Raw genomic sequence first — 20,959 nt, 5'->3', positions numbered from 1 at the left:
GGTTCGTTGTTTAACGGCCGATCGGCCCCTCACTCACCTCGGTCACAATCGTGGTGGTACCCGGTTCGATCGGCACCTTCACTGCGGGAACAACTGCATGAGGTGCCATAAGGTTGAGGTTCGGGCGCAGAGGGAACAGGTCAGTCTGCGAGCCGACCGGGGCTTGAACCGACCGCACCGAGCACATACCGCTGATACGGGCACGCCATGCGTTGTCGTCTTCACCGGCACGGCGATCGGATGGGACTGCGAAGCCGCAATCATAGGCCACGCAGGGGATGTCGGAATGAATCACATGTTCGCGTCGGTGACCGTTGCCATCGGCCGACGGCGTGATACGCGTCTCCACGTTGATACCCCGGCACGGCGACCAAGTGCATTTCAGCACCGTGCCATCCCAAGCGAATGCGTCCTTGGCAATGAAGCTACGGGTTACCACGCGCACATTCCTGCCGTCTGCGTCCCCACCATCATTGATGACGAATGCCAACGAACTGTCCGTACCAGCGTCGCGCAGTGTGCGTTCGGAGCGCGACATGGAAAAGCCATATTGCGTGGAGTAGCAGAACTTCGCATATTTGGACGCGTAGTGCGGGTTGGCACCGGCGGGCTGATGGCCGCATACGTAGAGAGTTGCCTCGCCGTGGTGCCGCTGAACTACAAGCTCTCCGCCAGGCGTAACCCGGTACAGACCATCCTCGCAGGGCAACGGTTCGTTAGGGAGTGCCCAGAACGGATCGTCCGCAGGCAGGCATAGCAACGCGAACGCCTTCATGGACCACAGCGGCGAACCTGGCGCGTTGTATTCCTCGGATTCAAACAATGTGGGGTAATGGTAGCCCACGGTGAGTACACCACCGTTATCACAGGTGGTAAGCCCGGCCCAGAATGCGAGATTGCGCGCCACAATGCCTTTGAGCACCCCCGGCGTGAACTGAGGCCCCAAATCCAGTTTGTGGCCGGCAGCAAAGGAGAAGAAGGCGCATTGGGCGAAACGGTACGTAAGTGAGCGGCCGTACGGGACCGACTCTCCACGATCGGAGAACAGGTTCACGAAGGTAGGCGCGAAGGTTTTGGCTCGCTCAAGGAATGCGGAAGCGAGAGATGGATATTCGCCTGCCGCATAGAGTGCGAACAGCGGACCATAGAAGTGGAAGGCATACGGATTGTAATAGTCGTAGCTGCCGTTGGTGTTGATGCCATCGTGGTACCAGCCTCCGCCCGCGTAGAATGAATCCAGCCGTTCCAGATTGCGCCGGATCAACTCGCCACTGTACGGCATGCCAAGCCGCTTCAGGGCAACGTTGACGATCACCGGGAAGAACAGCCAGTTGTTGTCCGGGCAAGCGGCCTCGGGACGGTTGACCAGATTGAGCCATGCAGCCACCTGCTCACGTTGGGATGGGGTGAGCGGATCCCACAGGACGTGCGGAGCAAGCATGATCGCATAGGCGACGGCCGGAACCTCCACGGACCGCTGATCGTGCGGACCGGGTGCACCCCAGTATTCAGGGTGGCTTGGATCGGTGCCATTGATCAGACCGGTCCTGTACGTATCTTCAAGCCATTCGCAATGGCCGCCACCCGCCCAGAAGGGACCAAGCCCCCACAGCGGACGCGCCCACGATTCCAATTCGGCTGCTTCATCCGGGTAGGCAGCCGAGAATCCACCCAAACGCAAACGGGCCTTGCCTTCGCTGAAGTGGCTTTTCAGCGGCTCCAGATAGTGCAGCATGATCGCCGCGAAATCACTACGAGTGACAGGGACGGGTTGGTGTTGCCGATGGTTCGGCTGGGAGATCGGCTGGACTGCTGGCATATCGGACTCCTTTGTTGCGATATTGTTGCGACTCAGTGGCTTGCCTGTTTGGCGGTTTGCCATTGAGGGGGAAACACTTCTGCCATCATAGGAGACCATATCGTCAACCAACTGTTATTGATGGAAGGTTATTGACAACAGCGTTGTAGCTATGCTGCTCGTCGCAAGGAACATCCTCTCCCCCAATTCCTTGGAGGAACACTCACTTCGCCGAACGTTCACTTCAACGACTGTTCGCCCCCAGTCGGCATCCCTGACCGATCAGTCCCCTCACCGGTGAGTCCCTCCCCTTCCCCGGTCGGCCTCTCTTCATCAGTCGGACTCTCTTCATCGGTCGGCCTTACTGATTCATTTCCTACCGCCTCACATCAACTCCTCTGGTGTTAACCTGCCTCGCCCGTGGTGAAGCCGCCATCTACCAATCGATACCGTTTCGTTGCACATCGAACGATATGCTGGAGGCAAGAACTGGTCGGAAAGAGGCAGATGAATGGGATCGGCAACACACAATCCGGACCGGCACAGCAATCCCGACAAGTACGCCCGCGATCCCGCAGTGCACCGGACCGGGACCGCCAATACAACTGCCGGCATGGTCGGCCACGTTGACGTACTCAACACTATCGCCGTGTCCGGCAATGAACATGCCCTATCACATGATCTGCCGCAGCAACCGGCATCACCGAAGACTACGATCCGGAATCCCGCTCGTACTGTTGCACGACGTGTCGCCCTGCCGCTTGCCCTTGTGCTTACCACATTGCTTGTACTGATTCCTGTGGCGGAGCAGATTGCCATCGGCGAACCGGGATGGCCGCCTCTGCACCCACCAATTCCCGTTCTTGTATACGGCGTGCTCATCGATCTCAGATGGATGTCCATCTTCGTCATTGGTGTTTGGATGATCTGGCTGCTGCTCCGTCTCGGTGAAAAGCCCGTTCATCGACTGCCAAAGGGAGTCCGCATGCTCGTCGCCACATTGGTGACGCTGCTGATGTTCACCGAATCGGGCATGTGCTTGCTATCACTGGCATTCGGTGCCGAACGATTGCATGTATTGTCTCCGGCAGGCCCCAATGGCTGCACGGTCATCGCCACTTACGGCAGTGCCATGTGGTCATCGAACGGCGATTTTCTCATTGTTCCTCGCGGGCACATCGTGCCCCTAAATACCGATGCCGGCTGGATGCACCGTGATGGATCAGCTAATGATCCATTCGGAGACCCAACATGGACTATCGAATGGAATGGCAACGCGGCCAGGCCCATGCCTGACAATCCTTATCTGGTGAGCACCTACCGCACGCCCGTACATTGCGAGTAATGGCTTTCGCTTCAACGGGCGGTACCTTTCTACATCCACATGTTTCACGTGAAACATCAGTGAGCGATGTCTCGTTTCGCACCTACCCGTTTCACGTGAAACATTGGCGAATCGGATCGGGCATCATGGCAGAAATGAGGACTGCCGATGCTGACATCACAGCACAAAGCCCCTGCTGTCCATAGCCACGGGAAAGCCGCGAATACCAACGAAGGGTGGTCACCAAGCGTTGTATTGCTCGTTTGGCGGCCACCCTTCGCATCGACACTTCGAACAGGACCGATCAGACCCAACCGTCGGACTTAGACGCATCAGGGTTCAGCAGCGCCATGATGCGGTCCATATCTTCCGGCGAGGAGAAAGTGATCTCAATACGACCGTGTTTGCGGGTCCCCTTGATGGCCACCTTGGTCTCGAAACGGTTTTCCAGACTTTGTTGCACTGCGGAACCGGCCCAAACGTTGTTGTGGCGCTGAGCCTTCGGCTTCTCGGCATCCTTCTCCGTCATCGTCATCATGGCAACGATCTCTTCGGTGGAACGCACCGAAAGTCCCTCACCGATGATTCGGATCGCCAGCTTTTCCATGTCCTCCACGGAATCCAATCCCAGCAGGGCTCGTGCATGACCCGCGGACAGCACACCGGAAGCCACTTTTTTCTGCACAGCTGCAGGCAATTGGAGTAGTCGAAGCATGTTGGCGATTTGCGGCCTCGACTTGGAAACCGACTTGGCCAGCTGCTCCTGCGTCAGACCGAATTCCTTGATCATCTGCTGGTAGGCAGCAGCCTCTTCCAACGGATTTAGTGCGACGCGATGAAGGTTCTCTAGCAACGCATCGCGCAGCATATCGTCATCCGACGTAGTCTTGACAATCGCCGGGATGGTCTTCAATCCTGCGATCTGAGAGGCGCGCCAACGCCGCTCCCCCATGATCAGCTCATAGGGGCTGTCCATGCGATCCGCAAAATTCAATGTGCCCGGCGTTTCATGCGAACCATCGGCATCGTCTTGCGGAGAGGAAGCGACCTGAGCTGCAGCAGCCTTCGCGGCCTGCGCAGCAACGATCTGCGACTTGGGACGCCGACGAACCACGATGGGCTGCAATACGCCGACTTCCTTGATGGAATCCGCCAATTCCATCAGATCGTCCTCATCGAAGATGGTCCGCGGTTGATGGACATTGGGACCGATGTCGACTAGGTTCAGTTCGGCCAGATAACCACCAGCAACAGGCTTCAGCGGCTCTTCCGTGGAGTCATTTGAGGACGGTGCTGCATCATATTCCTTCGATGTTTCACGTGAAACATCGTGTTTGCCATCGGACGGTTCACCATCCGACCCCGCGATGGACCCATGCGTATTGCCCGGCGCGATGGCGATATTACGGTTATCCACCGTCTCCAGCAAACGAGTAGCAACGGATGGTGTCGCCAATCCGGAAGTGGTGTCCTCCGAAGAGCCATCCCCTCCGAAGAACATATCCGCAGGGTGGGTCAGATCTCCCAAGGCGGGAACTGCCGCACGCTTGATGCGTCCGGACTTTACTGAATTTGCCCTGACCTCGCCGGTCGTTGCAGTAGCATGATTCCCGGCATCATGCTGAGCTTCAGACGACTTGCCTCTCTGCTGAGCCCTTGCTGATGTTTCACGTGAAACATCAGCAGCAGGCTTCTCCTGCTGATCCTTCTCCCGGTCTTCATCTTCCCCGGGCAGCGTGGGAAACAGCGCTCCAAGTCCCTTGCCCAAACGTGAACGCGATGCCATCACTCAGCCCTCATTTCTTCGTATCCTGGATAAGCTGCAAAGCTGCTTCGGACCGCTGAGCGATTTCCAAAGCCGCTTCCCTGTAGGCCACGGCACCTGCGCCGTGCGGATCATAGGCGATCACCGTCTGCCCGAAGCTTGGCGCCTCGGAAATTCTCACCGAGCGAGGAATGGTAGTGTCCAAAATGATCGTGGGATAATGCTTCTTGACCTCGTCATACACTTCCTTGCTCAACAGGGTACGACGGTCATACATGGTTACCAGAATGGTGGAAATCACCAGATGCTTGTTCAGCGTGGACTGCGCCAGCCCAATGGTATGAATCAACTGGCCAAGACCTTCAAGCGCGTAATATTCCGCCTGAATAGGAATCATCACCTCATGCGCTGCACACAGTGCATTCAACACCAGTAGACCAAGGCTCGGCGCGCAGTCGAAGAACACATAGTCATAATGGACGGCAGACTCGTTCAAGAATGTCTTGAGCGCGTCCTTGAGCAACGTATTGCGATGGGGCAGATCTGCCAATTCCAGTTCCGCACCACTGAGATCGATGGAGGAAGGAACAACTTCCAGCGTGGAAAAATCCGGGCACGGCAGTTTGATGTCCGCAATCCCCTTACGCCCTTCGATCACGTCGTACACCGAAGGCTGACCCGAACCATGCGGCACACCCAACGCTGTGGACGCATTGCCCTGAGGATCCATATCAATGACCAGTACACGGGCACCGGACTTGGCCAAGGCCGCGGCAACGTTCACTGTTGATGTGGTCTTACCCACCCCACCCTTTTGATTTGCTACGGCAATGAAACGCGTTTTCGATGGACGTGGGTAATGCGTACCATCCAATGCCTTGCTCCGATCATTCATCGAAGACATCTGCGCACCCAATGAGGAAGTCCCATCGGAAAAAATACGCTTGATCACATCATCGGCGGATTCAAGCTCATCATCCTCCGCCATCGACGATGTCACCTCGTTGTTCGCCTTCGCCACAGGTCCTCCTCGCTTACACACACAGTACGGTCAAGTCTTGTGGATTCACTGGACATTTAAGGGGATTTTCCGCTGATCACCAGACTGTGCACACCGCCGTGAATACCTGTGGATAAGTGTGGACAAATCAGCGACACATTGCCAAATCCAACTACTTTCCACATCGAATAAACCTTGAAATTGCAACGATTCCACACATTGCATATTTTTACTCCTTGTACCTGTGGATAAGTGAAGGCACTCTCCACAATTGTGGATAACTTCAGAGATTTTCCACAGCTCACACGGGAATCCACGACATGCCTCACGCCCTATATCCGCTTTCCGATTTGCACTATCATCTACGCGCCAGCAAAGTCTCCCGCACTTTAGAATTTCGCCGTACTCCCAGTTTTCCCTCAACTCGAGAGCACGGTAACACCCGACACAAGCGCTTAACCCCGAGGCACTGCGGTGCTTTGATCTTCTCCCGGATACAGCAACTCCAATCACGTGGAGCATACGCACGGAAGCGAACTCCTTGCACACCACACGGCAGACCAGTTCACCACTGCATTCCTACCGTCCCCGCCCCCGTGCACGTCATATTCACCATCAGCAACTGTCTTCAACACCCTGTTTCACGTGAAACATAGAAGGCGGGAAATGCACGCCCTGTCTCACCCTCAACTGCCACCCAAGCATGCAACGGCAACAGACAACCCGCAAGGTCATCCGGATCACGGCAGCATCATCTCTGCACAAGAATTCGTTAAAACAAACAGTGAAATGGCATGTCACATGCAACCAAACGGCCATAGACCGACGTGCTCCACTGCAAATGACGATCAGCCAGCATCAGCAGTCAATCATCCAACTGCACTGACACAGACATGTTGGGCGACGATGTTTCACGTGAAACACGACCACCGTGAGATGCAGACACTACCGCTACCATGCACAAACCAAGAAGAAGCAAACCGTCACGGTCAAATCACCAATACCATCGCCCTCACATCAAGCATCACACGGTTTCGACACAATAACAGGCCATTCGGCAATAATCTCACGCAGCAAAGAGACAGATGCATGCATTGTTTCACGTGAAACAATGCAACAGCACGATTGAGAGCAACCCCGCTAGCCATGAGCCCCAAACCCGCAGTGATGAAACGCGAGGCAGAATCGCCTTTCTTCACTGTTTCGGCAGCACACATTCCCAAAACCATTGAATCCTGAGCTTCAACCCCACTATCACCGCAACCACTCTCCAGCCGCCATCTTCACCGGCACTCCACCGACGGTTGATAGCTGACGGCTGTCAACCCACCGGCAGAGGGCAACCGCCTACTTGCCGTCCACTGCCCTCTGCCGGTCCCAACCCAAGGCCAGCCAGCGCCGCCCGGTCGCAGTCGCACCTACCGCTTGTCAACCAGCACCACGTGCGTAGGCTCGAGTCCCGGACCTACAGGCGCTTCCACCACGCGAGGATTCATGCCATGCGCCTTGGAGATCTCCTTGGCCGCCTTCTCAATTTCGGCCTGCGCGCTGCGCCCCTTGAGGGCAACCAGTCGCCCACCTGGAGCCAGAAGCGGCAACGTCCACCCGGACAGCTTGGTCATCGGCGCTACGGCACGGCAGGTCACCACGGTGAATCGCTCCGGCGTCACGCCCACACCCGAACCGACAGCGGCAACACCAGCCCCATGAAGAGAATCATTCTCATTTAAAGATTCACTGCCAAGCACTCCCCCGGCGCCAGCATAACCAGCATCAGCCGCAGCCTGAACGCCACCGCGTCCCCGCTGCACCGCTCCTCTGCCGCCGCGACGTCGCCTCGAACCGGTCCCGCCGGCCTTCTTTCCGGAACCGCCGGCCGACTGCTGCTTCAGCGCCGCAATGAGCTCCTCGGCACGGGCCCGGCGCACGGTCACATTCGTCAGCCCCATGAGTTCCACGCATTCGGACAGCCACTCGACGCGGCGCTCCATCGGTTCGATCAGCGTCACCGCGCAATCGGGCAGGCATGCGGCCACGACGAGCCCCGGAAATCCGCCGCCGGAACCGATGTCGGCGATGGAACGATGCGCGGGATCCACATCCGCTACGGCATCACGCACAAACGGCACAATGGCGGCGGAGTTGAGAATGTGACGCTCCCAGACGATCGGCACATCACGCGGACCGATCAGACCGCGCGGTTCGCCCTCGGCCATGAGCTTGCCATGGAACAGGGCCAGCGGTTCGTAGGCGTCACCGAGGACTTCGCGCACCACCGGGGAACCGTCAAGCTCATCGATTAGCGATTCCGATCCGTCCGCAACGGCGGCGTTCCCGGCCACGGCAGCGTCACTCATCGGCAGCTGCATCGTCCTGCACGACACCGGCCACCGGTGCATCGGTAACGGCATCGTCGGCAATGTCGTCAGCGTCATCGTCCGCGTCGTCCGCCATGGCGGAGTTCTTGAGATAGATAGTCACGTAGCGGTGCGGTTCCTCGCCGTGAGAGCGGGACTTGAAGCCCTCCTCGCGCACGACGTCATGCACGATCTTGCGCTCGAAGGAATTCATGGGCTTGAGGTCCACAGGCTCACCGTTCTCGCGCACCTCGTCGATCGCGTCCAGAGCCACGTCACGCAGGTGCTGGCGCTTGTGCTTGAGGAAGCCGTCCACATCCACAATGAGGTGGGAACGTTCGCCGGTCTTCTGCTGCACGGCCAGTCGGGTGAGTTGCTGCAGGGCGTCCACCACTTCGCCGTTGCGGCCGATCAGATGCTTAATGTCAGTATCGTCGTCGGCAACGATCTGCACCATGGGACGGCCGTTGCGCACACCCATCTCGATATCGCCATCGTAGTCGGCAATGTCCAGCAACCCTTCAAGGTAGTCCGCGGCGATGTCGGCTTCCTCGTTGAGCTGATCGATCGTTTTGGCATCATCCTGTACCATAATGTCTCCTTACCCAAGCTGGTAACAGTATTCCAGCCCGCGCCGACCGCGGCAACGTAGTCGGCGTGGCGGAAACGGACCGCCCCGAAGGGTTTGTCACTTCCTCTTCTTGCGGCGCGACGGCTGCTGGCGCTGGAACCCGGTCTCCGCCCTGCGCGCAGCGTCTTCCTTGGCCTTCTCGAGCGCCTCCTCCTCCAGGGAGGGTTCGCCGGCCTTGGCACGGCGGGCGTTCTCGCGCTTGTGGTCGCGGATCTCCTTCTCCTCGGCGGCCGGGGAGCCCGGGGTCGGGATGGCGTACATCTGGTACTGGGAGCGGATGAGGTTGCACACGTTGTTGGTGATCCAGTAGACCAGCACGGCGAACGGGAACATCACGCCGGAGAAGATGTACATGACCGGGAAGCCGAAGGCCATGGCCTTCTGCATGGTGTACATGGACCCCTGCATGGATGCCTTGGGCAGGTTCTTGCGCATGTTGTTGAACTGCAGCAGGAACAGCGTGAGGCACATGAGGGCAATGAAGATGCCCATGACGATCTTGCCGTGGACGTTCGCTTCCGTGAAACGCTGGGACAGTGTGACGCCGAACGCCATGGAGTTGGCGAAGTCCTCGGCGATGGGCCGGGTGAAGGCGCCGAGCGGCTCGCGCACGCCGTTGGCGATGTACGATACGGCGGACAGCGTGTACCACACGGACATGAAGGCGGGGCCCTGCACGATGGCGATGCCGCACGAGCCCATGGGGTTGGCGCCGTTCTCCTGGTAGAGCTTCATGGTTTCGCGGCTCATGGCCTCGCGGCTGGCCGGATCGTTCTTGCCCTTGTACTTGCGCTGGATCTTCATCAGCTCGGGCTGGATGGCCTGCGTTTTGCGCATGGACTTCATGGAATGCCACCACACGGGCAGAATGATGGCGTGCACCACGAGCACCAGGAACACGATGGACAGCGCCCATGCAATGCCGGGGCCGTCCTGGAATCCGATCAGGACAAGGAAGTCGTGGAAGAGCTTCATGATCCACGTCTGGAGCCACTCGATGGGTCGCAGGATGGTGTAGAAGAAGCCGAAGAAACCGCTGTCAAGCGTGAAGTTTTGGGAATCGTACATGATTGGTTAAGTCCTACTCCTTGGGTTCCCATGCCGATGGCGTGAGGCGCGGCTCTTCGTGGGCCTTGGACCATGAGAACCGGTAGAACGGTGAGAATTGCCGGGGAACGTCGTCGATGCCGCCGGGATTCCATGGCATGCATCGGGCGATGCGCATGACGGCGAGCAGGCCTCCCCTCAGTGCCCCGAACCGTTGGATGGCGGTGAGTGCATAGGCCGAACAGCTGGGATAGTACCGGCATCGCGGAGGGGAAAGCGGGGAGATCCAGCGTTGATACCACCGGATCATGGCACCGAAAACCCGTGCCGCGAACGTCGGAACGGCCTTGGCCATATTATTCATGCACCTTGGCGCTGCGTGAGGCAATCCTGCGGAACATGCCGCTGACCTGCTCCTCGAGCTGCGCGTATTCGGCGTGTGCGGCCGAGGGCTTGGCCCGCAGCACCACGTCGCAGGATTCCGGCAGCTGGTCCTCGTACCGGGCGGCCAACTGTCGGAACCGACGCTTCACGCCGTTGCGGGCAACCGCCTTGCCCACGGCCTTGGATACCGCCAGCCCCAAACGACGTTGCGGCCGAGCATCGGGTGACGAGGGAACGCGATAGTGCGCGACAATGTCCCTCGATCCAACCTTCGTGCGGGTTTTGAGCACCGCAACGAATTCCTGATGGCTCTTGAGCCGTTCCACGTTCAGGTCGACGGTTCCGAAGGCGATCAGGCGGACAGGGTCTTGCGGCCCTTGTTGCGGCGAGCGTTGATGACGGCGCGGCCGGAACGGGTGCGCATGCGGGCACGGAAGCCGTGCTTCATGTGACGGCGGCGGTTGTTGGGCTGGAATGTCCTCTTCATAGTTGTACTCCCGGGTCTTATTAAGCCATGCGTGCGCACGGCTTCTCTTGAAGTCAAGCTATACCAAATTACACACCTTGGGCGACACAGTCAAATGCGTAGCTTCGGAAACCGAGTTATCCACGGATTCCTTCACAATTGTGGATAACCCTCGGTCCACACCCGCCGCTCGGTGTCACGGCCGCAAAAAGCAGGTTATCCACAAATTACACACATGTTATTCACCGTGTTTTCGAGCGCAACACGCGAACGTTGTGGATAACTTCGCAAAAGACGTGTACATATGGTCTATTGTCTGTTTTGTTGATTCGCCCGCCGCGACCGAGAGAAACGAGGTGATCCCCCGATGGGCCAGACCACGCCTGACGCCGACACCCGGCGCATCTGGGGCACCGTGCTCCAGCTGCTGCAGCACAACGATTCGCTCACCCCGCGAGACAAGGGTTGGCTCGGGGACATTGAGCCGGAGGCGATGTTCGGCACGACGATCGTGCTGAGGGTCTCCAGCAAGGCGACGCAACAGGCGATCATGGACGTGCTCAACGCCCCGCTGCTCGAGGCACTCAACATGGTCACCGGCAAGGACATGTTCCCGGCCGTCAAGGTGGTTCCCGGCAGCAAGGGGCGCAAGGACCAGCCTCAGACGGAACCGCGACGCGACGCGTGGCCGGAGGTGCCCAGAGAGAACCCCCGCACGTTCGGCGAGCCCAAGCCGCAGCGGCCCAAGGAGACGGAGGCGACGCGGCTGCCCGAGCAGCCCAGCATCGCCGATCTGGCCGAATCCTACGCCAGCCAGACGATGGTCCAGCCCACGTTCGATACACCGAACTATCCGGCGAACGGACGGCGCATCGAGCGCGATCCGGGCACCCATCTCAACAAGAACGCCACGTTCGACACGTTCGTCCCCGGCGACTCGAACCGGTTCGCCCGCACGGTCGCCCTGGCCGTGGCGGAAGGCTCCGGCCGTGACTACAACCCGCTGTGCATCTACGGCGGCTCCGGGCTGGGCAAGACCCACCTGCTCAACGCCATCGGCAACTACGCGTTGGTCAAGGATCCGACCCTCAAGGTGCTGTACGTCACCAGCGAGGAGTTCACCAACGAGTTCATCTCCGCGCTGCAGAACTCCGCCCGCTCGCAGGGGCAGATCGCCGAGTTCAACCGCCGCTACCGCGAGGTAGACGTGCTGCTCATCGACGACATCCAGTTCCTCAGCGGCAAGACCGAGACGATGGAGCAGTTCTTCCACACGTTCAACGCGCTGCATCAGGCCAACAAGCGCATCGTGATCGCCTCCGACGTGGCGCCCAAGAACCTCAAGGGCTTCGAGTCCCGGCTCATCTCCCGCTTCGATTCCGGTCTGACCGTGGACGTCAAGCCGCCGGATTTGGAGACGCGCATCGCCATTCTGCGCATGATCGCCTCGCGCAACAACGTGGCCGTCCCCAACGACGTGCTCGATCTCATCGCGGAACGCTTCACCGAGAACATCCGCGAGCTCGAGGGCGCCCTGACCCGCGTCACTGCGGTCGCGAGCCTGAACAACCAGCCCGTGACGCGCGCCTTGGCGGAGCAGACGCTGCAGGACTTCTTCGCCACGGACGTGGAGATCAAGCCGACGGACATCATCACACAGGTGGCCAAGTACTTCCGCCTCACGTTCGACGACCTCGTGGGTCGCTCGCGCACCAAGAACATCGCCAACGCGAGGCAGATCGCCATGTATCTGGCCCGCGAGATGACCAGCATGTCCCTGTTCGACATCGGTCAGGTGTTCGGCGGACGCGACCACACCACCGTCCTGCATGCCTATCAGCGCATCAGCGACGAAATGCAGGAAAAGCGGGAGATCTACAACTACGTGATGGAGCTGACCGTCCGCCTCAAGCAGCATCCGAACAACTGATCCGTCGCCGGTTATCCACGGACACGGTGGGTAACCGGCACATCGTCATGTGACGGCGGTATTCCGTCCCTGCCCGACGTCGGGATGATATTCGGAAAAGTTATCCACAGAGTTGTGCACGAATGTGGGTAACAGCGGGGCATAAGCCGTGGAAAACGCCGAAGTAAGTTGTTCACAATATGTGAGCCAATCCACCGATTTTGTGGACAACTAGCACCCGCTTCGACAACGGTGGACAACTCGCCTACTTGTGCACAATCCCATCCGCATGTTATCCCCGGTGCACAAGACTGTGAACAACCGTTGTTCCGCCGAAAATCCGAGTTATGCACACCATCCACCGCCCTTATTATGACGATGATTTGAACTATGTACACTCACCATCTCCGTCACAGTCGCGCTCCGATCCGCCGGACGCCCGGACGGGCTCCGGCTAGAATGAAACACAGATCCGAACCGCCGAACAGGGAGCACCATGAAAGTCGAAATCAATTCCGCAGCACTCGCCGAGGCCGTAGCCTGGACCACTCGCGTCATCCCTGCACGCCCCGCAACGCCTATCCTCGCGGGCATTCGCCTCGAAGCCATCGACGGAACGCTGCAGCTGAGCGCCTTCGACTACGAGGTTTCCGCCCGCCACCACATCGAGGCCGGCGTGGACGAATCCGGCTCCGTGCTCGTGCAGGGCAAACTCCTCGCGGACATCACCAAGAGCCTGCCCGCGGAGAAGGCCTACCTCGCCACGGACGAGACGAAGATGACCATCTCCTCCGGCAAGTCCACGTTCACCCTGCAACTCATGCCCGACACCGAATACCCGGACCTGCCCATCGTGCCGGCCAAGCTCGGCCAGGTGGACGGCTCCACCTTTGCGCAGGCCGTCTCTCAGGCTACCGTGGCTGTTTCTCGCGAGGAGAACCGCCCCGTCCTCACAGGCGTGAAGATCACCTTCCAGGGCGACAAGGTCGTCATGACGGCCACGGACCGCTTCCGCCTGTCGCGCGCCACGTTCACGTGGACGCCGCAGAACGCGGACGTGGACACCGTCACGCTGGTGCGCGGTAGCCTGCTCAAGGACATCGCCCGCTCGCTGGACACCGCGCAGAACGTGGTGGTGGACTTCGACGAGGCCAATCCGACGCTTCTGGGCTTCGAGAACGCCGGCCGCGTCTCCACCTCGCAGCTCATCGACGGGGAGTTCCCCGCGGTGGACCGCCTCTTCGCGGACGACTACCCGATCCAGGCCGTCATCGACCGCCAGTTGCTCATCGACGCCATCAAGCGCGTCTCGCTCGTGGCGGAACGCAACGCCCCGATCCGCATGGCGTTCTCCGGGCAGGAGCTCACCCTGTCCGCAGGTGCGGTGGACGAGGCCCAGGCACTCGAGACCCTCGACGTGGACATGGACGGCGACGACATCACCGTCGCGTTCAACCCCTCGTATCTGGTGGAGGGTCTGGCGGCCATCACCGAACCGTTCGTGCGCATGAAGATGACCACCGCCGTCAAGGCCGTGGAATTCAACGGCCAGCAGGAGGCGGACTCCGACGAGTCGATGGACTACCGCTACCTGCTCGTGCCGATGCGCTTCAACGCCTGAACGTCCGGACGCACATTCCGCCTATCCAACCGCATACCGCCATGCACGTTTCCCGTCTCGCCCTTGACCACTACCGGTCTTGGGACTCCTGCGTACTGGATTTCGCGCCGGGGGTCAACATTCTGCAGGGCCGCAACGGGCTGGGCAAAACCAACATCGTGGAGGCCGTGGAGGTGCTGGCGACCGGCGGCAGCCATCGCACCTCGTCGTCCCTGCCCCTCGTGCAGCGTGGAGAGCGCGCCGCGACGATCCGGGCGAACGTGGAGGATTCCGGCAGGACCGTCACCTACGAGCTCACCGTCCCGGCGCGCGGCGCCAACCGGGCGCGCATCAACGGCGGACCGTCCGTCTACATGCGTGACATCCTCGGGCGCATCCCGTGCGTGACGTTCGCTCCGGAGGACCAGCGGCTCGTGGCCGGCGAACCCGCGGGGCGGCGCGGATTCCTCAATCAGGCCGGGGCGCTGCTGGAGGCCGGCTACTACGACCTCGCCCAGCGGTTCGCGCGGATCGGCCAGCAGCGCGGGGCGCTGCTCAAGCGGATCGCAGGGCGCGACGGGCGCGAACCCATCGACGCGGCGCTGAGCGGACTGGAGATATGGACCGGGCAGTTCATCGAGGCCGGCGTGGCGCTGACCCGCATGCGGGCCGAACTCGTGGAACGGCTCAGCGGTCCGTTTGCCGAGATCTACGCGCAGCTGACGACTGCGAACCGGCAGGCAGGCCAGCGGGCGAGGCTGGTCTATGAGCCGAGCTTCGACGAAGTATTGGCCTATGAGAGTCCGGAGGCGCATATCAGCGAGCATTTCCGGCGCATCTACCCGGGCGAGGCGTCCCGGGGAACGAATCTGCTGGGCCCGCAGCGCGACGATGTGACGGTGGAGCTGGAAGGCATGCCCGCTCGCGAGTATGCGTCGAACGGGGAGATGTGGACCATGGCGCTGGCGCTGAAGATGGCGCTGTTCCGGCTCGTGGGCGAGGCCGGAGCCAAGCCCGTGGTGATTCTGGACGATGTGTTCGCCCAGCTCGATGAGTCCCGGCGCGGGCAGATTCTCGACTTCGCGGCCGATCAGGACCAAGTGCTCATCACCGTGGCCGCCCGCAGCGACATTCCTGACGTGGGCGGTGCCGATGCGCACGTGATCGATGTGGCCGGACTGATCGGGGAACCGAACGGCGGGGAGGCAACGGCGGCATGACCCCTCCGATCGCGGAAAGCCTCGGACTGGATGCGCGCAAGCTGCCCGCGCAGGTGTTCGAGCGGTTCACGCACCGGCAGTTCTCCCGCCGGGCGCGCGAGGAACGGGCCGAGAAGGCATGGGAGAGCTTCGGCAAGCCGGGGCGTGACCCGAGCAGGCTCTCGTCCATAGCGGACGTGCTTGCCATCCGGGGCAACTGGGGGCCGCATCTGAAACTCGCCCAGCTGGAGAACCATTGGGATCAGGTGGTGGGCCCGGGCATCGCCGCGCATTCGTATCCCGCCGACTACAGCCACGGGGTGCTCACCATACGGACGCAGTCCACGGTGTGGGCCACGCAGCTGACCTATCTCATCCCCCAGCTGCGCTCGAAGATAGCCGAGCGGCTGGTTGGTTTGCCGATCGAACGAATCGTGGTCACCGGCCCCCGCGCAACCTCGTTCAGCCATGGGCGATATGGGCGTACAAGGCGCTGACGTCCCATTCTGCTGGTACCCTAGCCAAAGGTATGCAAACGCCCAGAAACGCCCGTTATTGGCGTTTTGGGACGGTAATGACGGCGCTGGAAGCCTCGGCACGGAGGCGAACGGCGTATGAAAGGAACTCTTCAGTGGCAGAACTCAATACTGGGGAAACACCGGATATGGAGTCCGACGAGCTGCAGGATTCGCAGCTGGACGATTCGCTGGCCCCGGAGCATTATGACGCTTCGGACCTCAAAGTGCTCGAAGGCCTGGAGGCCGTGCGCATCCGCCCGGGCATGTACATCGGCTCCACCGGTCCGCGCGGTCTGCACCATCTGGTCTACGAGATCGTCGACAACTCCGTCGACGAGGCGCTGGCCGGCTACGCCACCCACATCGAGGTGACGATCCTGCCGGGCAACGGCATCCGCGTGGTCGACGACGGCCGCGGCATCCCCGTCGACGAGGTGCCCGGCGAAGGCCTGTCCGGCGTGGAGACCGTCATGACCAAGCTGCATGCCGGCGGCAAGTTCGGCGGCGGCGGTTACGCGGTCTCCGGCGGCCTGCATGGCGTGGGCATCTCCGTGGTGAATGCCCTGTCCACCCGAGTGGACATTGAGGTGCGCCGCCAGGGCTTCCACTGGACGCAGACCTACCTCAACCAGAAGCCCACCGCGCGTCTGGCCAAGGGCCGGCCGATGGAGGACGGCGAGTCCACCGGCACGTCCGTGACCTTCTGGGCCGATCCGGCGATCTTCGAAACCACTGTGTACGACTTTGAGACGCTGCGCAGCCGCTTCCAGCAGATGGCCTTCCTCAACAAGGGCCTCAAGATCACCCTCACCGACGAACGCCAGCTCGACGAGGCAGGCGACGAGGTGGCCGGCGACGGCGACAACGTGGCCGAGGAACTCCACCAGACCGTCACGTACCAGTACGCCAACGGCATCAAGGACTACGTGGCCTATCTGGTCAGGAGCCGCAAGGCCACGCCGGTCGAGGAGGACGTGATCGACTTCGAGGCCGAGGACCTCAAGCTCGGCATCTCCGCGGAGATCGCCATGCAGTGGACCACCGCCTACTCCGAGGCCGTGCACACGTTCGCCAACACCATCTCCACCACCGAGGGCGGCACCCACGAGGAGGGCTTCCGCGCGGCGCTGACGGGCATGATCAATCGCTATGCGAGGGACAAGAACATCCTCAAGGACAAGGACGAGAACCTCTCCGGCGACGACGTGCGCGAAGGCCTCACCGCCGTGGTGTCCGTCAAGCTCACCACCCCGCAGTTCGAGGGCCAGACCAAGACGAAGCTGGGCAATTCCGAGGCGAAAACTTTCGTGCAGCGCGTGATGACCGAGAAACTGGGCGACTGGTTCGACGCGCACCCGAGCGAAGCCAAGATGATCATCCAGAAGGCCATGGAGGCGTCCCGCGCGCGCATTGCGGCCAAGAAGGCCCGTGAGAACACGCGGCGCAAGTCGATCTTCGAATCCGCCGGCATGCCGGACAAGCTCAAGGACTGCCAGTCGAACAACCCGGCCGAGTGCGAGCTGTTCATCGTGGAGGGCGACTCCGCAGGCGGCTCCGCCATTCAGGGGCGCAACCCGATCACGCAGGCGATCCTGCCGCTGCGAGGCAAGATCCTCAACACCGAGCGTGCCAGCCTCGACCGCATGATGAAATCCGATACCATCGAGTCGCTCATCACCGCGATCGGCGGCGGCTACGGCGAGGACTTCGACCTGAACAAGGTGCGCTACCACAAGGTGATCATCATGGCCGACGCTGATGTGGACGGCGCGCACATCGCCACGCTGAACCTCACGCTGTTCTTCCGCTACATGCGGCCCATGATCACCGCCGGCTACGTGTACGTGGCCATGCCGCCGCTGTACCGGCTCAAGTGGACCAAGGGACCGCACGACTTCGTCTACACGGACACCGAGCGCGACCGCAAGCTCGCCGAAGGCAAGGCCGCCGGCCGCCAGCTGCCCAAGGGCGAAGGCATCCAGCGCTACAAGGGTCTGGGTGAGATGACGTACCAGGAGCTGTGGGAGACCACCATGGACCCCGACCACCGCATCCTCAAGCAGATCCACATCGAGGACGCGGCCCAGGCCGACGAGACGTTCTCCATGCTCATGGGCGACGAGGTGGAGCCGCGCCGCCTGTTCATCCAGCGCAACGCGAAGGATGTGCGCTTCATCGACGCGTGACATCTCCGGGGCATGCCCCGCGATTCGTGATTCTTACGGAATAAAGGAAGTTTGTAAGTGGCAGACGAAACCAACAACAACGACGGCGAGATCTTCGACGGTCAGCCTACGCCGGACGGCTCCAGCGAACCGCTGAGCCCCCAGGAGGCCGACAAGACCGACTATGGCCTGCTCAAGGGCACGGCCATCGTCCAGCGCGACCTGCAGAAGGAGATGCGCGAGTCGTACCTCTCCTACGCCATGAGCGTGATCGTGGACCGCGCCCTGCCGGACGTGCGCGACGGCCTCAAGCCCGTGCACCGCCGCGTGGTCTACGCGATGTACGACGGCGGCTACCGTCCCGACCGCGGCTACAACAAGTGCGCCCGTGTGGTGGGCGAGGTCATGGGTAAGTACCACCCGCACGGCGACGCGGCCATCTACGACACCCTGGTGCGCATGGCCCAGTCGTGGTCGATGCGCTACCTCTTGGTGGACGGCCAGGGCAACTTCGGCTCCCCCGGCGACGACCCGGCCGCCGCCATGCGTTACACCGAATGCCGCATGGCCCCGCTTGCCATGGAGATGGTCAGGGACATCGACAAGGACACCGTCGACTTCATCCCCAACTACGACGGCAAGACGCAGGAGCCGACCGTGCTGCCCGCGCGCTTCCCGAACCTGCTGGTCAACGGCTCGTCCGGCATCGCCGTGGGCATGGCCACCAACATTCCCCCGCACAACATGCGCGAGGTGGCGGACGGCGTGCACTGGGCGCTCGACCACCCGGACGCCACCCGCGAGGAACTGCTCGCGGCGCTCCTGCAACGCATCAAGGGCCCCGACTTCCCCACCGGCGCGACGATCCTGGGCCACAAGGGCATTGAGCAGGCGTACCGCACCGGCCGCGGACTCATCACCATGCGAGCCGTGGTGAACACCGAGGAGATCAAGGGCCGCATGTGCCTGGTGGTCACCGAGCTGCCCTATCAGGTCAACCCCGACCGTCTGGTCGTTTCCATCCGCGAGGCCGTGCGCGACGGCAAGATCACCGGCATTGCGGACATGCGCGACGAGACCTCCGGCCGCACCGGTCAGCGCCTCGTGCTCGTGCTCAAGCGCGACGCCGTGCCGAAGGTGGTGCTCAACAACCTGTACAAGCATTCCCAGCTCCAGCAGACGTTCGGCGCGAACATGCTCGCCCTCGTGGACGGCGTGCCGCGCACGCTCAGCCTGGACGCGTTCATCCGCCACTGGGTGAAGCACCAGCTCGACGTGATCGCCCGCCGTACCGCGTACCTCAAGCGCGAGGCCGAGGAACGCGACCACATCCTGCAGGGCTACCTCAAGGCGCTCGACATGATCGACGAGGTGATCGCCCTCATCCGCGCCTCCAAGGACGTGGAGACCGCGCGCACGGGCCTCATGGAGCTGCTCGACGTGGACGGCGTGCAGGCCGACGCCATCCTGGCCATGCAGCTGCGCCGTCTGGCCGCCCTGGAACGCCAGAAGATCCTCGACGAGCACGAGGAGCTGCAGCGCAGGATCGCCGACTACGCGGACATCCTCGCCAAGCCGGAACGCCAGCGCAAGATCATCGGCGACGAGCTCGACGAGATCGTCACCAAGTACGGCGACGACCGCCGCACCAAGATCCTGCCGTTCAGCGGCGAGATGAACGTGGAGGATCTGATCGCCGAGGAGAACGTGGTCGTCACCGTCACGCACTCCGGGTTCATCAAGCGCACCAAGGCCGACGAATACCGCGCCCAGCACCGTGGCGGCAAGGGCGTCAAGGGCGCCAAGCTGCGCGAGGACGACGTGGTGGACCACTTCTTCCTTACCTCCACGCACAACTGGCTGCTGTTCTTCACGAACAAGGGCCGCGTGTACCGGCTCAAGGCGTACGAGCTGCCGGAGGGGTCGCGCGACTCCAAGGGCCAGCACGTGGCGAACCTGCTGCAGTTCGGCCCGGATGAGACCATCCAGACCGTGCTGTCCATCCCGAACTACGAGGTGGCCGAATATCTGGTGCTCGCCACCCGGTCCGGCAAGGTCAAGAAGACGCGTCTGGCGGAGTACGATTCGCCGCGCCAGGGCGGTCTGATCGCCGTACGCCTCACCGAGTCCGAGGACGGTTCGTGGACCGACGAGCTCGTGGGCGCCGCGCTGTGCAACTCCGCGGACGACATCATTCTCGTCTCCAAGCTCGGCATGAGCCTCAAGTTCCGCGCGGACGACGAGCAGCTGCGCCCCATGGGCCGCCAGACCGCCGGCGTGCAGGGCATGAAGTTCCGCGACGGCGACAGCCTGCTCGCCATGGACGTGGTGCCCGACAACTCCGATCAGGACCTGCTCGTGGTCACCAACGAGGGCTTCGCCAAGCGTACCGCCGTGGAGGAATACCGCCTGCAGGGGCGCAACGGCTTCGGCGTCAAGGCCGTGCAGCTGACCGAGGAGCGCGGCACGCTCGTGGGCGCGGTGATCGTCTCCGAGGACGACCAGGTGATGGCCATCATGAAGTCCGGCAAGGTGATCCGCTCCGACGTGGCCGAGGTCAAGCGCACCGGCCGTACCACGCAGGGCGTCACGCTCGCCAAGCCCGACAGGGGCGACGAGATCATCTCCATCGCGCGCAACGAGGAGAAGGACGACGAGAACGATGCCGCCGAGACGTCCGCGTCCGCGTCCGAGGACTCCGCGCAGGAGTCGTCGCAATCCGGTGAAGCCCCTGCGGATGCCGGCGACGCTGTGCAAGAGTAGTGGTAATCTGCCCTAAGACCGATCGCAAGGAGA

At 61.5% G+C, this 20,959-nt stretch carries 16 protein-coding genes; 7 read left to right on the top strand and 9 right to left on the bottom strand.

The features are described from left to right. Positions 1-10: 10 nt before the first annotated feature. Positions 11-1,819: a DUF2264 domain-containing protein gene (locus tag AC1AZA_RS04540; RefSeq protein WP_476513563.1), complete on the bottom strand. Its 1,809-nt coding sequence runs from the start codon at positions 1,817-1,819 to the stop codon at positions 11-13. 490 nt (positions 1,820-2,309) lie between these two features. On the opposite strand from AC1AZA_RS04540, the gene AC1AZA_RS04535 reads away from it, so the two are divergent. Further along, positions 2,310-3,143, top strand: a complete 834-nt coding sequence (locus AC1AZA_RS04535; RefSeq protein WP_476513562.1) for a hypothetical protein — start codon at positions 2,310-2,312, stop codon at positions 3,141-3,143. A 283-nt stretch (positions 3,144-3,426) separates the two neighbouring features. On the opposite strand, the gene AC1AZA_RS04530 is transcribed toward AC1AZA_RS04535, so the two are convergent. From AC1AZA_RS04530 to rpmH, 8 genes are all read right to left on the bottom strand, one after another. After that, complete coding sequence (locus tag AC1AZA_RS04530) at positions 3,427-4,908, bottom strand: ParB/RepB/Spo0J family partition protein (protein WP_476513561.1); 1,482 nt, start codon at positions 4,906-4,908, stop codon at positions 3,427-3,429. 10 nt (positions 4,909-4,918) lie between these two features. Further along, entirely contained in the window at positions 4,919-5,887 is a 969-nt protein-coding gene (locus AC1AZA_RS04525) for a ParA family protein (protein WP_476513757.1), read from the bottom strand. Between the two features lie 1,418 nt (positions 5,888-7,305). Continuing rightward, the gene (locus tag AC1AZA_RS04520) at positions 7,306-8,244 is read right to left on the bottom strand and encodes a 16S rRNA (guanine(527)-N(7))-methyltransferase RsmG (RefSeq protein ID WP_476513560.1); all 939 of its coding nucleotides are present in this window, start codon (positions 8,242-8,244) and stop codon (positions 7,306-7,308) included. Further along, positions 8,237-8,836 (bottom strand): Jag family protein, encoded by a 600-nt coding sequence (locus AC1AZA_RS04515; RefSeq protein ID WP_476513559.1) that lies wholly within the window; start codon positions 8,834-8,836, stop codon positions 8,237-8,239. The genes AC1AZA_RS04520 and AC1AZA_RS04515 overlap by 8 nt, the downstream gene beginning before the upstream one ends. A 96-nt stretch (positions 8,837-8,932) precedes the next feature. Continuing rightward, on the bottom strand, positions 8,933-9,943 hold the full coding sequence (gene yidC / locus AC1AZA_RS04510) for a membrane protein insertase YidC (RefSeq protein WP_476513558.1): 1,011 nt from the start codon (positions 9,941-9,943) through the stop codon (positions 8,933-8,935). Between the two features lie 13 nt (positions 9,944-9,956). Further along, positions 9,957-10,277 (bottom strand): membrane protein insertion efficiency factor YidD, encoded by a 321-nt coding sequence (gene yidD, locus AC1AZA_RS04505; RefSeq protein ID WP_476513557.1) that lies wholly within the window; start codon positions 10,275-10,277, stop codon positions 9,957-9,959. 1 nt (position 10,278) lies between these two features. Continuing rightward, entirely contained in the window at positions 10,279-10,632 is a 354-nt protein-coding gene (rnpA, locus tag AC1AZA_RS04500; RefSeq protein WP_476513556.1) for a ribonuclease P protein component, read from the bottom strand. A 26-nt stretch (positions 10,633-10,658) separates the two neighbouring features. Then, the gene (gene rpmH, locus AC1AZA_RS04495; RefSeq protein ID WP_476513555.1) at positions 10,659-10,793 is read right to left on the bottom strand and encodes a 50S ribosomal protein L34; all 135 of its coding nucleotides are present in this window, start codon (positions 10,791-10,793) and stop codon (positions 10,659-10,661) included. 346 nt (positions 10,794-11,139) lie between these two features. Between rpmH and dnaA the strand changes: the two genes are divergently transcribed. The 6 genes from dnaA to gyrA all read left to right on the top strand — a co-directional run bounded on the left by dnaA (position 11,140) and on the right by gyrA (position 20,926). Next, complete coding sequence (gene dnaA / locus AC1AZA_RS04490; RefSeq protein ID WP_476513554.1) at positions 11,140-12,702, top strand: chromosomal replication initiator protein DnaA; 1,563 nt, start codon at positions 11,140-11,142, stop codon at positions 12,700-12,702. Positions 12,703-13,177: 475 nt separating this feature from the next. After that, positions 13,178-14,302, top strand: a complete 1,125-nt coding sequence (gene dnaN / locus AC1AZA_RS04485) for a DNA polymerase III subunit beta (protein ID WP_476513553.1) — start codon at positions 13,178-13,180, stop codon at positions 14,300-14,302. A 41-nt stretch (positions 14,303-14,343) separates the two neighbouring features. Next, the gene (recF, locus tag AC1AZA_RS04480) at positions 14,344-15,501 is read left to right on the top strand and encodes a DNA replication/repair protein RecF (RefSeq protein WP_476513552.1); all 1,158 of its coding nucleotides are present in this window, start codon (positions 14,344-14,346) and stop codon (positions 15,499-15,501) included. After that, positions 15,498-15,977, top strand: coding sequence for a DciA family protein (locus AC1AZA_RS04475; protein ID WP_476513551.1), 480 nt, complete (start codon positions 15,498-15,500; stop codon positions 15,975-15,977). Before recF ends, AC1AZA_RS04475 begins: the two co-directional genes overlap by 4 nt. 167 nt (positions 15,978-16,144) lie before the next feature. After that, a complete protein-coding gene (gene gyrB, locus AC1AZA_RS04470; protein ID WP_476513756.1) occupies positions 16,145-18,184 on the top strand; it encodes a DNA topoisomerase (ATP-hydrolyzing) subunit B in 2,040 nt (679 codons plus the stop codon). A gap of 57 nt (positions 18,185-18,241) precedes the next feature. Next, complete coding sequence (gene gyrA, locus AC1AZA_RS04465) at positions 18,242-20,926, top strand: DNA gyrase subunit A (RefSeq protein WP_476513550.1); 2,685 nt, start codon at positions 18,242-18,244, stop codon at positions 20,924-20,926. Positions 20,927-20,959 lie beyond the last annotated feature (33 nt).

It is taken from the genome of Bifidobacterium sp. LH_389 (genome assembly GCF_056357235.1).
The sequence above is the reverse complement of the archived record's forward strand: the minus strand, read 5'-3'. Positions and strand labels throughout refer to the sequence as shown.

Coding starts and splice junctions, on each gene's coding strand:
- AC1AZA_RS04540 (WP_476513563.1), bottom strand. CDS start 1,819: ATGCCAGCAGTCCAGCCGATCTCCCAGCCGAACCATCGGCAACACCAA.
- AC1AZA_RS04535 (WP_476513562.1), top strand. CDS start 2,310: ATGGGATCGGCAACACACAATCCGGACCGGCACAGCAATCCCGACAAG.
- AC1AZA_RS04530 (WP_476513561.1), bottom strand. CDS start 4,908: ATGGCATCGCGTTCACGTTTGGGCAAGGGACTTGGAGCGCTGTTTCCC.
- AC1AZA_RS04520 (WP_476513560.1), bottom strand. CDS start 8,244: ATGAGTGACGCTGCCGTGGCCGGGAACGCCGCCGTTGCGGACGGATCG.
- AC1AZA_RS04515 (WP_476513559.1), bottom strand. CDS start 8,836: ATGGTACAGGATGATGCCAAAACGATCGATCAGCTCAACGAGGAAGCC.
- yidC (WP_476513558.1), bottom strand. CDS start 9,943: ATGTACGATTCCCAAAACTTCACGCTTGACAGCGGTTTCTTCGGCTTC.
- yidD (WP_476513557.1), bottom strand. CDS start 10,277: ATGGCCAAGGCCGTTCCGACGTTCGCGGCACGGGTTTTCGGTGCCATG.
- rpmH (WP_476513555.1), bottom strand. CDS start 10,793: ATGAAGAGGACATTCCAGCCCAACAACCGCCGCCGTCACATGAAGCAC.
- dnaA (WP_476513554.1), top strand. CDS start 11,140: ATGGGCCAGACCACGCCTGACGCCGACACCCGGCGCATCTGGGGCACC.
- dnaN (WP_476513553.1), top strand. CDS start 13,178: ATGAAAGTCGAAATCAATTCCGCAGCACTCGCCGAGGCCGTAGCCTGG.
- recF (WP_476513552.1), top strand. CDS start 14,344: ATGCACGTTTCCCGTCTCGCCCTTGACCACTACCGGTCTTGGGACTCC.
- AC1AZA_RS04475 (WP_476513551.1), top strand. CDS start 15,498: ATGACCCCTCCGATCGCGGAAAGCCTCGGACTGGATGCGCGCAAGCTG.
- gyrB (WP_476513756.1), top strand. CDS start 16,145: ATGGAGTCCGACGAGCTGCAGGATTCGCAGCTGGACGATTCGCTGGCC.